At 68.8% G+C, this 15,452-nt stretch carries 13 protein-coding genes; 9 read left to right on the top strand and 4 right to left on the bottom strand.

What is annotated here, in order from left to right; all coding sequences use genetic code 11:
- The first annotated feature begins 142 nt into the window (after positions 1-142).
- Entirely contained in the window at positions 143-559 is a 417-nt protein-coding gene (locus ACFXI4_RS35770; RefSeq protein WP_384999227.1) for a hypothetical protein, read from the top strand.
- A 582-nt stretch (positions 560-1,141) separates the two neighbouring features.
- Entirely contained in the window at positions 1,142-2,575 is a 1,434-nt protein-coding gene (locus ACFXI4_RS35765) for an ATP-binding protein (protein WP_384999115.1), read from the top strand.
- A 442-nt stretch (positions 2,576-3,017) separates the two neighbouring features.
- Here the strand turns inward: ACFXI4_RS35765 and ACFXI4_RS35760 are convergent, their stop codons facing one another.
- Positions 3,018-4,073, bottom strand: coding sequence for a hypothetical protein (locus ACFXI4_RS35760; RefSeq protein WP_384999112.1), 1,056 nt, complete (start codon positions 4,071-4,073; stop codon positions 3,018-3,020).
- Between the two features lie 528 nt (positions 4,074-4,601).
- On the opposite strand from ACFXI4_RS35760, the gene ACFXI4_RS35755 reads away from it, so the two are divergent.
- The 4 genes from ACFXI4_RS35755 (at position 4,602) to ACFXI4_RS35740 (ending at position 11,091) form a co-directional block, all read left to right on the top strand.
- Positions 4,602-6,278: an SWIM zinc finger domain-containing protein gene (locus ACFXI4_RS35755; RefSeq protein WP_384999109.1), complete on the top strand. Its 1,677-nt coding sequence runs from the start codon at positions 4,602-4,604 to the stop codon at positions 6,276-6,278.
- A 265-nt stretch (positions 6,279-6,543) separates the two neighbouring features.
- Positions 6,544-9,048 (top strand): DUF4132 domain-containing protein, encoded by a 2,505-nt coding sequence (locus ACFXI4_RS35750; RefSeq protein WP_384999106.1) that lies wholly within the window; start codon positions 6,544-6,546, stop codon positions 9,046-9,048.
- Positions 9,048-9,440, top strand: a complete 393-nt coding sequence (locus ACFXI4_RS35745) for a hypothetical protein (protein WP_384999103.1) — start codon at positions 9,048-9,050, stop codon at positions 9,438-9,440. Before ACFXI4_RS35750 ends, ACFXI4_RS35745 begins: the two co-directional genes overlap by 1 nt.
- Positions 9,441-10,161: 721 nt before the next feature.
- A complete protein-coding gene (locus ACFXI4_RS35740) occupies positions 10,162-11,091 on the top strand; it encodes a phosphotransferase family protein (protein WP_384999100.1) in 930 nt (309 codons plus the stop codon).
- Here ACFXI4_RS35740 and ACFXI4_RS35735 read toward each other — a convergent pair.
- Together ACFXI4_RS35735 and ACFXI4_RS35730 are read right to left on the bottom strand one after the other, a co-directional pair.
- A complete protein-coding gene (locus ACFXI4_RS35735) occupies positions 11,088-11,696 on the bottom strand; it encodes a hypothetical protein (protein WP_384999097.1) in 609 nt (202 codons plus the stop codon). The two genes, ACFXI4_RS35740 and ACFXI4_RS35735, sit on opposite strands and share 4 nt — an antisense overlap.
- A 40-nt stretch (positions 11,697-11,736) precedes the next feature.
- Positions 11,737-12,984 (bottom strand): hypothetical protein, encoded by a 1,248-nt coding sequence (locus ACFXI4_RS35730; RefSeq protein WP_384999094.1) that lies wholly within the window; start codon positions 12,982-12,984, stop codon positions 11,737-11,739.
- 421 nt (positions 12,985-13,405) lie between these two features.
- Between ACFXI4_RS35730 and ACFXI4_RS35725 the strand changes: the two genes are divergently transcribed.
- The 3 genes from ACFXI4_RS35725 to ACFXI4_RS35715 are packed head-to-tail and all read left to right on the top strand — an operon-like array spanning position 13,406 to position 14,591.
- Complete coding sequence (locus ACFXI4_RS35725) at positions 13,406-13,957, top strand: bifunctional DNA primase/polymerase (RefSeq protein WP_384999224.1); 552 nt, start codon at positions 13,406-13,408, stop codon at positions 13,955-13,957.
- Positions 13,947-14,258: a hypothetical protein gene (locus tag ACFXI4_RS35720; RefSeq protein ID WP_384999091.1), complete on the top strand. Its 312-nt coding sequence runs from the start codon at positions 13,947-13,949 to the stop codon at positions 14,256-14,258. The genes ACFXI4_RS35725 and ACFXI4_RS35720 overlap by 11 nt, the downstream gene beginning before the upstream one ends.
- A 3-nt stretch (positions 14,259-14,261) precedes the next feature.
- Positions 14,262-14,591, top strand: a complete 330-nt coding sequence (locus ACFXI4_RS35715; protein WP_384999088.1) for a hypothetical protein — start codon at positions 14,262-14,264, stop codon at positions 14,589-14,591.
- A gap of 257 nt (positions 14,592-14,848) precedes the next feature.
- On the opposite strand, the gene ACFXI4_RS35710 is transcribed toward ACFXI4_RS35715, so the two are convergent.
- Positions 14,849-15,373, bottom strand: a complete 525-nt coding sequence (locus tag ACFXI4_RS35710) for a hypothetical protein (RefSeq protein WP_384999085.1) — start codon at positions 15,371-15,373, stop codon at positions 14,849-14,851.
- Between the last annotated feature and the right edge of the window lie 79 nt (positions 15,374-15,452).

The raw sequence follows: 15,452 nt of genomic DNA, 5'->3' as shown, positions 1-15,452 counted from the left end.
GCACTCGAGACCGCCCCGGTACACGCGGTGAAGCTGAGGTGGCCATCGCCCGGATTCACTGGCCTCACCGATCACCGGATTCACTGGCCTCACCGATCAAGGGGGCGGTCGACCGGGGGGAGGTTCATCCTCGTAGTGCTTGGTGCTCAGCGAAGGGGGGCGCTTGTCGCGCGATACGGCCGAAGCAGAGGCAGGGATGGAGGGGATCACGTTCCCTGCCTGGTACGGAAAGCACTATGTGACTCTGGCCGAGATGCTGGTCCGCCTCGGCAGCTACGGCCTGGACCTGACGTGGCGCGTCGAGTGCGACGAGAGCGTGGATCCGCGCTGTTTGGAGATTGAGCGACGGTCCGCCGGCGCCGGCATGGACATGTTGACGCTGTTGTCACTGACGACCCCGTTCCTTCAGCTGATCGACGCCGAAGCGTGTGGGTTCGCCGGGGACGAGCTGGTGGTCGTCCTGACCGAAACAGACAGCTCGTGGTGGGACGTCAGGGCCCTCGACGAGCGCGTGCTCAGCGAGCTTCGTTGCCACTACCCAGATGCGACGGACCTCTGAGTCCGTTCACTTCGTGGCGGCGGTGGTAGATCACGCTGTCGAGACCGGTCGGCCGGTCACCTCTGTTGCCGCGACTTTGCGGGGCTCACCTGGCGTGATGCCTCAAGATCCCATCCACGCCTCGTCCACAGACCCCGGCATACGCCCGCGTCGAGCGGCGTACGTCTGCATAAAGACGAAGACCCCGCGCTCAGCGTTTCCGCTGGTGACGGGGTCTTTGGGCACCTCATAAGGGGTGCCCCCGGCGGGACACTCGGAGTATGGGCGGGCGGAACCGCTGGTCGGCGGCGGACAGTGGGTGATCGAGACGGTTGTCCGGCTGGACCGGTAGGCCGACGGCGATTGACCACGGGTTCGGGTCCTGGCAGGAGCCGCAAGCAAGGGCCGGTCGCGCCGGGCCGACTGTGACCTGCGGGATTCCCTGGTTGAACCGATGTCGGTCATCTGTCCAAGCCCGAAATGGCGCGGCTCGCCCGTCCGTGCTTCCGACGGGTTCGCGCCGGCAATGGGAAGCGAGCTAGCATCTAAGTAAGATTCGATCTACGTAATATCGAAACTGTGTTTTGCTGGAGAGGGGTGCCTGTGGAATTCAAAGGGAGGGCGGCTGACCTGGACCTGCTGGCTCGACAGCTGGGCCTGGTGATCGAGGGCACGGGGGCTACCCGTGGGCAGGCTGTGATCATGACCGGGCGGCGTCGGGTGGGGAAGTCTCGCCTGGTCCAGGAGTTCTGTGACCGGTCCGGGGTTCCGTACGTGGTCTTCCAGGCGACCCGGGGCCGCAACGCCGTGGCCGAGCGGGCGGACTTCACAGGGGCGCTCGCCCAGTCCGCCCTGCCGGGGGCGGAGCTGGTGGCCGGGCTGCAGGCCGCGGATTGGAACCAGGCGCTGCGCTCACTGGCCGTCGCGGTTCCGGACGACGCCCCGAGCATCGCGGTGATCGACGAGGTGCCGTGGCTGGTGGAGCAGGACGCGGAGTTCGAGGGGGCTCTGCAGACCGTCTGGGACCGTCACCTGTCCGCCAAGCCGGTCCTGCTCATCCTGGTCGGCAGCGACATGTCGGTGATGGAGGCGCTGCAGTCGTATGGCCGCCCGTTCTTCGGGCGCGCGGCGAAGATGACCGTACGGCCGCTGCACCTGGGCGATGTGCAGGCCATGACCGGGCTGGACGCGGCGGACGCGGTGGACGCGCTGCTGATCACGGGAGGCTTTCCGGAAATCGTCCAGTCGTGGCGGCCCGGGACGGGCCGGGTGGACTTCCTGCGCGAGGCCGTGGCCAATCCGCTGTCGCCGCTGCTGGTGGCGGGCGAACTGTCGCTGCTGGGGGAGTTCCCCGAGGCGTCGCACTCGCGGGCGGTGCTGGAGGCGGTGGGCAGCGGCGAGCGGACCTTCTCCACCATCGCCGCACAGGCCGGGGGAACAGGTGCCCTGCCATCGGGCACGCTGTCCCCGCTGCTGAACACCCTGCAGGCCAAGCGGGTTCTGGCGGCCGACCTGCCGCTGTCCGCGAAGGCCGACACCAAGAACAAGCGGTACCGCATCGCCGATCCGTATCTCCGTTTCTGGCTGGCCTTCCTGCAGCGGGGTATCCCGCTCATCGAGCGCGGCCGGGGCGATCTTGCCCTGGAGCGCATCGAGCGGTCCTGGACCACCTGGCGGGGGCGTGCGGTCGAGCCGCTCATCCGCGAGTCGCTGCTGCGGCTGCTGCCCGACGAGCGATGGCCGGAGACAGAGGCTGTCGGCGGCTGGTGGAACCGGCAGAACAACCCCGAGATCGACCTGGTCGGCACCGACCGTGAACCCGTGGCGGGCGCGGTGCACTTCGTCGGCTCCGTCAAGTGGCTGGAGTCCCAGCCGTTCGGCCGGCGCGAATACGACGCTCTGGCCCGGGACGTACTCGCGGTGCCCGGCGCCGGGCCTGACACCCCGCTGGTCGCGGTGTCCCGCAGCGGTGCCGTCGGCAGTCTGCCGCTTGCGGCCCACTGGGGGCCTGAAGATCTGGTCCGTGCCTGGCAGTAGCGCAGAGACGGTGAGGCGCGGGGTACGTGGCTCAGGATGCCCAGTGCCGGTAGGCCTCCACCCAGGCCCACCCCTCAGGCGCGGGTTCGGGCACCGGTAGGTCGAGGAGGCCGATCGTCTGACGGTGTCGACCGCGTCCGCACAGGGCGACGATGCCGCTGCCGGACCGGAACCGGACGGCGGTGACGGTCACGGTGACGCCGAGTACGACTGTGTCGAACGGGAGGGCCAGTCGGTCCTCGACGACTGCCTGGAGGGCGGCGAGTTGTTCGTACTCGTCACCGCTGGTCGAAGGTGGGCAGCTGGTGATCCAGACCGCGGTCCGGCTGAACCGTGCTTCGTGACAGCGAGTCGGTCCTTGAGCCGAGGGCGGTCATCGAGTGGCGGGTCAGCGCCAAGGCGGCGTGCGCGCAACCCGAGGGCCGTGGCGGATGTCCACGCGCTACTCGGGCTTGGCGGCCATCAGATCGTGCTCGCGAGCGGGTTGGACACGCGCGAACCATCGGGCGGCCTCCTGATCCCCGAGCAGGCGATCGAGGGCGAGCGAGGGTTCCATGTGCTCATGGACTCGCCCGTTCGCCCAGCTGAAACGGCCCCGAGGCGGATGGAGCACGATCACGTGGGCGCCTTCGATCGTGGGGATGTCCGCGGGTATCCCCTCGGGAGAGATGTACTCGCCCTGGGCGTCGAAGAGCCGGAACCGGCGCACGACGGCGTTGACGGGACCCACGGCAGGGGCGCCGCAGGTGGCCGCGTGCACCCAGGCCGGGTCGGGGCGTTCACCGGGCAGCAGCCCGTGGGAGGGATCGCCGATGAGCCGGTCGGCCAGAAGCGTGTGGAGCTGGAAGTTGTCCCCGACGCCGCTCATCGTCAGTGCGAAGCCACGTCGGGTTGCGCTGTCGAGGACGATCAGCGGTTCGTCGTCCAGCACCGAGGCCAGGTCATGGACCCACCGCGCACGCTGACTGCGGTCCGCCGCCTCGGCTGCGGCGATCCTGACCTGCTGCAGGTCCTCAGGAGGCACGGCGGCACGGAAATCCCCATGGGCCAGCACAGTGATCATCGCCCTCAGCCAGTCCTCGAGGTCGAACCACGACAGGGCCGTACGCCTCATCCGCGTCCCGGGGATTCCGTGGCGCCCGCCGCGGTCCGCGAAGATCCGGACCAGTTCGCCCGGGGCGATCTGCTCAGGCTCCGGCAGCGGCCGACCGGGCATCGCCGTCTGCCACACGGTGGGGACCTGCGCCCACAGCCGCAGCGCCTCGGCAGCGCGCCGTGGAAGCACCGGGGCCGGCGCCATCGGGGAGCCGCCCCACTCCACACATGCGCCGGCCAGGACCGCTGTCTTTGCGAACGCGCCTTCCAGGCGGGGAAGCAGGGGAGCGACCGCCTCGACGGACGCCGTCAGCGTCTCGGGTCCGCCGGCACGAGCTGCTCGCCCCACGGCAGCCAGGGCCGTGCGGAAGCCCTCCACCGACCCCTCGCCCGTCCGCGTCACCAGATCACCGACGACCCGCTCTGCCTCGGAGGACAGGGCGGATGACGCTAACAGGCCTCGTGCCGGCGGCAGTACGCGCGGCGTGCCTCCACGGAGACGAGGGGGCGGCCGTCGGGGCGCAGAGTCCTACGACGGCACCGTCGGCCGTGGTGCGACGGCGGCGAGGCCGGGGCCGTCGGCGTACAGGCCTGCGATCGTCCTGTGCGGCTCGAGTGGGCACGACGTACTCCTGCGCGAGGCCGACGAGGTGCAGCGGCGTCCGGCAGTCCCAGCGCATCCGCCGGACCGGGCGCCCGACGGAGCCCGGTGGGCTGTGAGAGCCAGAGCCCCGGGTGTGCCGCCGTCCCCGGGGAGGCAGCCGAGGACCGTGAATTCCAAGAGCCCCCGGGAGGGAAGAGTGACCGGCCGACCGCCCTCGGCACCGGCCGAGTCGGCGGTCGAACCCACCGAAGTCGCCGCTCGCACCCGCGGCTCCCCCTAGGCTGGCCGAGCATCAACTGCACAGCCACAGCAGGGTGGAAAGAGCTCATGCGCGGCCTCACCGAGGCGAACCTCAAGACAATGGCCGGGGCACGTTCCTTCGAACGCGGCCTCGGGTACCTCGACGCTGTGTCCGGAGTCGAGGTCGGTGACGGCTGGGTCACCGCGAGCGTCCACGGCACGGAACGGTACGAGGTGGAGCTGACCCTGGACGGGCCCGGCGGCCTGGCCGGCGAGTGCGATTGCCCGTACGGCCTGGAGGGCAACTTCTGCAAGCACCTGGTCGCCCTCGGCCTGACGGTGCTCGCTCAGCGGGAGAGCCTGCCCCGGCAGCGGAAGGCGGCCCGGGAGCGCGCGCGGGGCCTCGACGGGTGGCTGTCCGCCCTGTCCAAGGACGAGTTGATCGCTCTGCTGCGGGAACAGATCGACGACGACCGGCAGTTGCGGCGGCGCCTGGAGCTGCGGGCCGCGAGCACCCGCGGGGACCTTGCCGCGGTCCGGTCCCGTATCCGCGAGCTGCTCGACATCGGCCCGTTCGCACAGTACGGGTACGTCGAGTACGCCGATACCCGCGCCTACGCCGACCAGGCCGGGCAGGCGGTCTCCGCCATCGGCGCGCTGACCGGCTCGGGCCGGGCCGTCGATGCCATCACCCTGGCGCAGGAGGCGATGCGGCTGCTGGCCGACGCGCTGGAGAGCGTCGACGACTCGGACGGCCGGCTCGGGCAGATCGGCGCAGACCTCGCCGACGCCCACCTCGACGCGTGCCGCGCGGCACGCCCCGACCCCGAGGAACTCGCGCGCTGGCTGGTCGGCCATGCGCTCGGCGACTTCGACGACGGCCTGAGCGGCATCGACCCGCTCGATTACGAGGACGTCCTCGGCGAAGCGGGAATGGCCGTCCTGCGGAAGTCCGCGGTCGAGGCGTGGCGGGGCAACCGTCGCGGCTGGGCGGAGAAACACCTGATGGAACGTCTGGCCAAGGCGGGCGGCGATGTCGACACGGTGATCGCCGTGCACGCGGCGGACCTCTCACCGAACGGCCACACGCACCTGGTCATCGCCCGCGAGCTGGACACCGCCCGGCGCTCCGACGAGGCCCTGCACTGGGCAGAACGCGGCATCCGGGAATCCCGGGAACTCTCCGCCGTCGACACCGCCCTCGTCGACTACCTCTGCGAACGCTACGCGCAGGCGGGCCGGCTCGCCGACGCCGTCGCCGTGCGCCGTGATTACTTCGGTGCCCGCCGCACCCTGGCCGCCTACCAGCAGCTGCGCGCCGCCGCCCGGGCCGCGGACTGCTGGCCGGCCGAGCGAGGGGGAGCCCTTGCGCTGCTGCGTGCCGACGCGCAGCGGCGGCAACAGGGCTGGTACGGCGGCCCCGTCCTGGTCGACGCCCTGCTCGACGACAAGGACGCCGACGCCGCCTGGCAGGCCGCTGCCCAGACCGGCGCCCATGACCGGCAGTGGCTCACCCTCGCCGACCAGGCGCGGGCCACCCGTCCCGCCGACGCCCTCGGCGTCTACCTCCGCCTGGCCGAGCCGCTGACCAAGCAGACCGGCAACACGGTCTACGAACAGCTCGTCGGCCTGCAGCTGAGCATCCGCGACTGCCACCGCCGCCTGGGCACAGAAGACGAGTTCGCCGTGTACGTCACCGCCCTGCGCACCGCCCAGAGACGCAAGCGGAACCTGATGCGCCTGATGGACGAACACGGTCTGTGAGCCGGACGGCGTGCCGAAGGCCCACTCCGGCGCCCGCGCGACCCTCGCACCCCTGACGCCGGATGGTGCGCTTCATGCTCCTCACGCGGCCGGAGCCCCGGCCAATCGGTCGAACGGCCGGCTGATGTGAACGATCAGTCGCCCCAGCCGTCCACTCGTCAAAGTCCTCTGGTCATCGTTCCAAGGAGCGTCGAGGTCCGTCAGAAGGGCCAGTGCCGCGCTTTGAGTTGATCGCATTGTCAGTCCCCCCTGCCATCATCCCGCCATGCTGTACGAAGCCTTGGTGGCCGGATCTCGTAGGAACGACTCACTTGACGACCTTCGATCCGCCGCACTCGACCGTGTCCGCTGGCTCGTCGACCTGTTGGAACGTCAGCGGACCGAGTTCCGGCGGTCCATGGGGCACGAGTACCGCCGGTCCAGGGCGGCGGGCGCGGCGACCCAGGCCGAGATCGACGGGCGGCTCGCGGCCTGCGCGGACGACGAGGGCAGGGCCGCGGTCCTGTGCCTGATGCTGGCCGCCTGCCTGGACGACACGAGCCTGTGGGAGTACGACGCCGAGATCGGGGGCCTGATCTCGCGGGTGAGCGGCTGGACGCCCGACGAGGTCGCGGTGATGCTGCTCCGCGTCACCGAATACGACATGGGCTACCAGTTCGCCCGTTCGCTGGGGTCGGCGCTGAACGCCGCCGACCAGCTCGACGCCGACGGCCGCCGTGCGGTCATGCCCTGGCTGCGGCACGCACACACGGAACTGATGGACTCCACCGTCGAGGCGCGCCTGCGGACGTCGCTCGCCCAGCGCCTGCGGGCACTGCTCGCGAGCGCGGACGAGGCGCACATCCCCGACGGACTCATCCCGCCGTACGCCCCCTGGGCCACGCCCCTGCGCGAGCGTGCGAACACCTCACCGACCCGCGAACTGGCCGACTTCGTACGACACCTGGCGAGCCTGTCGGGGCCGCGTCCCACCCAGAGATGGCGGCGGACGTGCCTCGAACTCGCGGACGCGGCGTCGGCCCGGGATCTGGTGGCAGACGTCCTGCGCGCGCTGGCCGAGGACGATCCGCTGTGCAGCAGCGGAAGCGGTGCGCACACCGCCTGGCTCCACGACGGCTACCACTACCACTACGTCGTCCACCAGAACGACGGGGACCTGGCGCGCGGTGTCGTCTGGGCGGCCGCGCTGACCGGCGGCCCGGCAGCGGCGCGGCACCTCGGCGCGCTCGCGCTGCGGACCGGCGGACCCGGAACCGGCGTGATCGAGGACCTCAAGCTCGCGGGCGCGGCGATCAACGCGCTGGCCGAGACCGGCGACCCGGCCTCCCTCGAGGCCCTGTGGCGGCTGCGGTCCAGGATCGAGCACCGGGCTCTGCGCAAGCAGCTCGACACCGCGCTGGTGACGGCGGCCGGGAAGCAGGGCATCACGGCGGAGCAGCTCATCGAGCGCAGCGTGCCGGACCACGGACTGGCACAGGACGGTTCGCTGGAACGTGAGCTGGGCGGACACCGGGCGCGGCTGGCGATCGAGGACGCGGCAACCGTGCGGCTCACCTTCACGCGCCCCGACGGGGGGACTTCCCGCACGGCTCCAGTCGCGGTGAAGGACGGATTCCCGGACGAACTCCGGGAATTGAAGGCCCTGGCCAAGGAAGTGCGGGGGACACTGGCGGGTGAGCGGGGCCGGCTCGAGGCGCTGATGTCGGCCGGGCGCGAGTGGCCGTACGACGAGTGGTGCCGCCACTACCGTGACCATCCGGTCACCGGGGTTCTCGTCCGCGGGCTGATCTGGGAGTTCCAGAACGCCGGGGACGCGGACGACGAGTGGCGTGCGTCAGCACCGATGGCCGAGCCGCCCGGCCGGCCCGGGCGCGTCCGGTTGTGGCATCCGATCCGGGCACAGGCGGACGACATCAGGGCGTGGCGGGAACGGCTCGTCGCCGAGCGGTTGCGGCAGCCGTTCAAACAGGCCTTCCGGGAGATCTACCTGCTCACCCCCGCGGAGGAGGAGACCGGTGTCTACTCCAACCGGTTCGCCGCCCACATCGTCCACTACCGGCAGCTCTACGCGCTGTTCAAGGAACGCGGCTGGCAGGCCAACTTCCTCGGCCGGTACGACGGCGGCTACCACGGGACGGCGCGGGCCGAGTTCGGCGACGGTGAGTGGCGGGCCTGCTTCCACCACGAGCCCGCCGCGGACGACGACGGCGGCTACGCACCCGAGCACGCCGCGACGGACCAGGTCCGCTTCGAACAGCGGGACGGCCGGCGCTGGCGGGAGGTTCCGCTGGCAGAGGTACCCCCTCTGGTGTTCAGCGAGGCGATGCGGGACGTCGATCTCTTCGTCGGTGTGACCTCGATCGCCGCCGACCCCGACTGGACCGACCGGGGCGTGGACCGTTACACCGCGTACTGGCGGACAGCCACGTTCGGTGCCCTGACGGCGAGCGCCGAGGTCCGCCGCGAGGCGCTGGAACGGATCGTCCCACGCCTGAAGATCGCCGACCGGTGCACGCTCGATGGCCGCTTCCTGCTGGTCCGCGGCAATCTGCGGACGTACAAGATCCACCTGGGCTCGGCCAACATCCTGATGGAACCTGACGACGCCTACCTGTGCATCGTCCCGGCCCGGCGCCCGGGGGACGGCAAGGTGTTCCTGCCGTTCGAGGACGAGCGGCTCTCCCTCATCCTCAGCAAGGCATTCCTGCTGGCCGCCGACACCGAGATAACCGACGAGTCCATCCTCATGCAGATCAAGCGAGGTGTCTGATGGCCACCGTGATATTCCGGGACGAAACCGCGACGGGCAAGCCGCTCACCGACTGGGAGGTCTCCGGGCTGCCCGAACGGATGACCGTGCAGGAGCTCATCAGGCTCCGGGTCCGCGAGGAGGTCACCCGGCACAACGCCCGACCGACCAGCCGCTTCAACGGCCTCGTCCGCCCCGACGACGCCGAGACGGAGCTGAACGGCTACCGACTCCGCGAGCCCCGCCGCATCGACTGGGAGCGCCAGGCCGAGATCGCCGAGCGAGCCTTCCTGGCCAACGGCTTCTTCATCCTGGCCGGCGATCGCCAGGTCGTGGACCTCGAGGAAGTCGTGGACCTCACCGCCGATCCCAACCTGGTCTTCATCAAGCTCGTTGCGCTTGTGGGCGGCTGAGGGGCCGGTACTTTTCGGCCGAAGGCGCGGGGCCTGTCCGAGTCCATCAGACCGGGGCAACTCCTCCGCCCCGACCGAAGGCCACCGTCACCGTCAGTCGCCCGCCTGAGCGGCGGTACGGATCTCGGCCCCGTCGACCAGTGCCGGCCGTGCAGGGCAAGCCCGTGAGGATTTCGCGTCCACTTCCGCCGCATGCAGCACGCCTCGCTCCGAACGCGCCGCCAGCCCGGTCCCCGCCCTGGACCAAGCTCACCTCCAATACCGCGAACCAGTACGCGTACTGCCCCGCGAAACTCACCGAAACGAACGGACCCGTGCTTACCCACGGTTCGAGCGCACACTGCTCGCTCCAGCGAGCACCAGGCCAGTGCGGGGAGGGGGAGGCGGATGCCCATGGGCGTGACCGGGCACGCAACTCTGCCGACTCACGCGACGGCCGGCGCCACGGAGCGGCGGCTGAAGCACTCGATCAGCAGGTGTGCGGCGTTTTCGTTGTCCCGGTAGATCTGGGATCTTCAGTTCGGTCGCTGGGCGGCAGGCTCGAGTGCCTGGCAGGATTCGAACCTGCGCACACGGCTCCGGAGGCCATCAGGAACCGTTGCCGTCGGAGGGCGTTGAGCTGCGGGGAAGGGGTGGTCGCGATCCCCGCTGATCAAGATCATTACGCCCCTATTACGTGGGTGGCCTGTCGGGCGGTCGGTCCGGCCCGTATGGTCGAAGCATGATCTCGGGCAGCAGCGGGGCACCTGACGGCGGCGGCACGGAGTTCACGGCGGAAGGCTTGGAACCCGTACTCCAAGAGGCCTGCGCGACGGCTGGACTCGACTTCCATGGCGCGGAGTTGCTGCGGCTCGGTTCGAACGCGGTCTACACGCTCACCTCGTTACCCGTCATAGTTCGCATCGCGCGTGACCGATCCATCCTCGCTGACATGGACCGGGCTGTGCGCGTCGCCCGGTGGCTGGAGACACAGGACTTCCCGGCGATGCGTGCGCCGGCGTCAGTCACACAACCGCTGGTCGTCGGCGGTCTGGTGGTGACCTTCTGGGAGAGTGTCCAAGACCGGGTGGAGTACGCGACGGTCGCTGAACTGGCTGATCTCCTGAGGCGCCTCCACTGGCTTGAGGAACCCGAATCCCTCCGCCTCACGTACTTCGACCCGCTGGCAAAGCTGTCGGCCTCTCTGGAAGGCCTCGACGGCATCGCGGCCGAGGACCGGACGTTCCTGGACGAACGAGCGGCACGCCTGGCCAAGGAGTACGACCGACTGGACTTCGTCCTCCCCTTCGGCATGATCCACGGTGACGCGAGTATCGGGAACATCCTTCGCCACAGGGATGGACACGCTGTTCTCATCGACCTGGACGGTTTCGCTCTCGCCCCGCGCGAGTGGGACCTGATCCAGACGGCGATGTTCTACCACCGGTACGGCTGGCACTCCGAGGCGGAGTACGCGGAGTTCGTGCACCGGTACGGCTTCGACGTGATGAACTGGCCCGGATACGAGACTCTCGCGGACCTGCGCGAATTGATGATGGTCGCGTGGCTCGGCCACCAGGTCACGACCAGCGACTCAGCTGCCGCGGAATTCGCGCGGCGGGTACGGTCCATTCGTACTGGAGACGGGCGAGATGAATGGGGCCCGTTCTAGTCGACGGCCAGGATCTCACCGAGTGCTCCTCTTGCGGTCTCAACGAACAGATCCATCACGTCCTTGTACTCCTGATCGCCTTCCCTGAATTCCGCCCGTAGGTCGGCCTCGCGTTGCTGGCTCAGATTGTTGGTGAGTGTGCCCTCTACGAGAGTGGCAACACGTTCGTACTCAAGCTCCATGATTGCCAGGCAGCGAACAGCAACAGCAGAGACCGGTTCGGGACCCTCCAACTGGACCGTGTGGCTTGCTTGACTGGCCACGCTACGTGCTTGTCGTGCTGCGGTTCTCCTCTCCTGGGCGTCGGGCGAGGGCGAGGACGTCGATTGCAGCACGTTGTAATATTGCCAATTTGCCTCACGTGCTTGGCTCATGGCAGTCAATAGCGACTGATAAGCGGCCAATCTTTGCTCGCGCAGCCATTTCTTGTGTTCCGCATGGAGCTCGCGTATGTGAGTGCGCTCCTGAGCGGATTCTTGGTGCAACTGCTGTCTCTCAAGAGCTTTGTCTTTGCGCTTGTCGGAGCGAGCACTGATGGCGCCGGTCAGGCCGACGCCGAGCAGGGCCGAAGCAGCCGAAATGATGGGAGTCAGCAGGTCACCCATGAACGGATCCTCTCTCCTTGCTTGACGATCCGGGTGAAAGTCAGACTGCCGCTCTTGGGGCTGCGGCTATCCACAGTCTGTGCTCTCTGACCTGCTCGGTAAAAGTCTGCACGTCCGCGCTGCTGCCGCTCGCGGTGAGGTTCTGCCGGAATTCGGCAAGATAGCTGACACACCGCGCCGATTTGAGCTGCTCGCCGAGGTCCAGCGCGTCGAGTGCCACGCGGCACGCCTCCTCGACGTCGCCGGCGCGTAGGTGGGCGTCGGCGAGGACCATGGTTGCGAAGAAGTCGCTTCGTACGTGGCTGCCGCTCACGGCGTTCTCGGCATGGGCGACGGCTTGCCGGGCGCTGTTGACGTCACGGAAGCAGTGGGCGGCCTCTGCAGCAAGCTCGGCCTCGTCGAAATAGCTGATCCACTCGGGTTCGTGGTCGTTGTTCCGGCTGTCCAGCGCCCTCGTAGCCGCGGTCAAGGCAGCCTCACAAGCCCGAACGTCTCCGGTCCGCGCAAGCGCGCGTGCCTCCATGGCGTGGAACTGGGCTCGGAGCGTGGGTGTGGCCACGGGAGAGATGCCCATGAGCGCAGCACGGGCGAGCGTGGCGCCTTGCGTGTATCGGCCGAGGAACGTCGCCTGATGGCTCATGGCGGACAGAATGCTTCCGGCGAGCCGGCGGTCATTGGCGTCCTGGGCCAACCGGAGGGCTTGGAGAAAGTACCTCTGTGCCAGGCCGTGCCGACAGGCGTCGTAGGACATCCAACCGGCTAGGAGCGTCGCCTCCGCGACGGTGGAAAAGAGGGCCCGGCCAACGTGCTCGTTGTACTGCCCACGGAGGAGTGGTGTTACTTCGGTGCTGAGGTATTGCACAGCTGCATGCCGCGCGTGGTCGCCGCCGAACCGGTCGTCTAACTGGGCGAACATGTCCGCGGTTGTCTTGATGGCGGCCACATCCCCGAGACCGACGCGCATGCCGTCCCGACGCTGCTGAGGAACGGCCGGCTCGGGTGCGACCAACCACCGAAGCGAGGCCTCGTTCCAGGCGGGCTCGGACGGCTCGGCCTGTAGCAGAGGCTCGTACCGGTTGAGATCGGCTCGCCACAACTGACCGACGGTCTCGATCGCGCCTTCGGGGCTCCCCGGATAGCCAGCGTCCAAGAGGCCTGTGTCCCGCTCGCCCTCGTGGTTCAGCCCCAGCTCGGCGGCGCTGAGATCGTAGACCTCGCACAGCAGCGGACCGTAGAAGTCGTCCGGCACGCTGTGCCCGTTCTCCCAGCTGGCGATCCGGCGTTTCACGCTGGTGTCGGAGGGGAGCTGGTGGCCACGACGCATGGCAGCCTGGCGTAACTCTCTGACCAACCGTGGCTGGCTCCAGCCTCGGGTCACGCGTGCTTGCCGTAAGCGAACGCCGGCTGACTCCAGCGAAGACGTGACCATTCCTTCCCCACCTGTGAACGGGCGCGACTTTCGGGGCGCACGGTTCTCTGACCCTACGACCGAATGTACGCGGTGTTCACCACCCTTGCGCTGTAAGTAACCCGATGGCGACGGCCGTTGGGTGCATGACGGGAGATGACGCGTCGACGCGTGACACGTCATCCCCCGTCACCTCTCGTCATCTGCCCTGGTCGGAGCGTTGACCCCGACTCTGGACACAAGGCGGCGTCGCAGCCGCAACTGTCTCCGGTTCTGACCGAGGTGAGATGACGTGCAGAGGATGACGAGGAGGGGCGTCGAATGGCTCTCCGCTGCCGCCGATGATCCGGCGGACTGCCGGGCCACCTGGGCGGACGATCCTAGGTCGCCGTACATGGTCCCGGCCGGCCGCCTCTTCGACATGGTGACCGTCGGGCAGCGGGTCGGCATGGAGACGTTCGATCAACTGCTCAGGCGTGGCCTTCCGTTCGGCCCGACGGTGCTCGATCACGGGAGCCAGCGGGTGGGCTTTTTCCTCGGCTCGAAGAGCCGGGAGGACTTCGCTCACTACCTCGAACGCGAAGAGGGGACTCCACCCGTGTACCGCTACCTCAGCGGCGGATCGGTGGTCGTCGTACCTGGCCCCATGCCCATGCCCGGCGACCGTTATGAATGGCTCCGCGCCCCGATCCGCCGACCGATGGCCAACCCGCTCCGCCCGGTCGCATTGGCCACGATGCTCGTAGCCTCCGCGGAACTGCTTGCTCGGGTGGACCGCTACGGCGAGCGCTACCCGTCCGCTGCTGCCTTGACTTGGAGTGCAATCGAGGGGAGCACGGCGGATGCCGGATGACACCACGGACCGGCATGACGCTGCTACCTGGTCACCTCTGGAAAGCGACGGCTGGTACGCCGCTCGCAATGGCACGACCGCTCTACGAGACGCCTTGATCCGCGCGGGAATGGAGAAGGACTTCCCCTACCTGCGCGCCGACTTGAACGCCTTCGGGCACGGCCTGGTCGAACTCGGCCGGGTGTCGCCGGCTACCGCGGAGCGACTGGCCGAGTTGCTGCGACTGGCCCTGGCGACGGGCGGCGAGCGATGTGAGAAGAGCGGCGCCGGAGCCACCGAACATCGCGCAGGAAAGGACTGAGCCATGACCAACCGACGGGGAGTCGTCGCCAAGCGTGCCGAAGACCTGATGCCCGGAGTTCCGTACGTCCGTGGTTGGGTTCAGGCTCGACGCGGCGCCGGGGCTTTGGCCACACAACTGTCAGTCCTGGGCCTGGAGACGGACTTCCCCGGCCTTGCGGCAGACGTGAATGTCGCTGGTGACGGCCTGGTGCACCTTGGCACCATCCGGCCGGAGACGGCCGCGGTGCTGGCCGAACTGATCCTCTCCGGCCTCGCGGCGGAGGCAGAGACAAGTTCCGACGTATTGCCGACGCCGAGGCGCATGGTCAGCCGGAGTGCGTCAGTGGTCTGATCTCGTCGACCGATGAAACTCCGGTTGGCCGCAGTGCTGGCAGGCTCCTGCGACCGGCCGGGCTGGCCCCGCACATCGCCATCTCTCCCGGCGGCCGATGTGCGGGGCCTTCTGTCGTACGTCGGCTCTCTCGTCTGCCGCTCGGCCGGGACCGGCGCCCCAGCGCCGCAGCCCGGACGAAGCGGCAGACCAGCGTGTTCGATTGTTGGGCAGCGAGCGGTGTGCCTGGTCGCACGCGAGAACATCAGCTTGGGAAGCTAAGGGCGTTTACAGGAGGTCGCCGAATCGACCTGTGGCGATGCCTTGTCGGAGCCTGAGTCTCCGCCAGCCTGCTCCCCGCTGTTCCCCGTGGTTCCCCGCCCGATCTGGCACGGGTCTGGCACGGCTGCGTCGCCAAGCAGTGCGGCAAGTTCCCTTAGGTCGTTCGCGACCATGACTTGAGCGAGGCGTCCGGCGATGGCCACGACCTCTGGCCAGGCAGATGCCCGGAGATACTCCGCGTCGGTGTCGTGGGGCGCCTCGGCCGCCGCGGCGTTGAGCGCGGCACCGAGCTCTCTCATCAGGACGACCTCTTCGTCACTTCGTAGGCTGACGCCGAGGTACCGCTCTGGCTCGTCGGCGTCGCAGAAGTCGTCGAAGAGTGTGTGGAAGACGTGGTCCAGATCTTCGAATGCCGACGGATCGAGCCAGACGTCTCGCTGCCAGGGTGGATTGGCCAAGGCCAGCACAACGGGTACGACGTGGACTCGGTGGTTCGCTATGAGTCGGGCGGCTTCGGTCACGAGTCCGAGCGTAGCGACCACTGCTGATGAGGCTCCGGCGCTCTCGGAGCACCGCTTTAGGAGTTCGATCACTGCACGA

Origin of the sequence: Streptomyces sp. NPDC059224 (assembly GCF_042754285.1) — a bacterium.
GTDB lineage: Bacteria > Actinomycetota > Actinomycetes > Streptomycetales > Streptomycetaceae > Streptomyces.
This window is presented reverse-complemented; position numbering and strand designations above follow the sequence as displayed.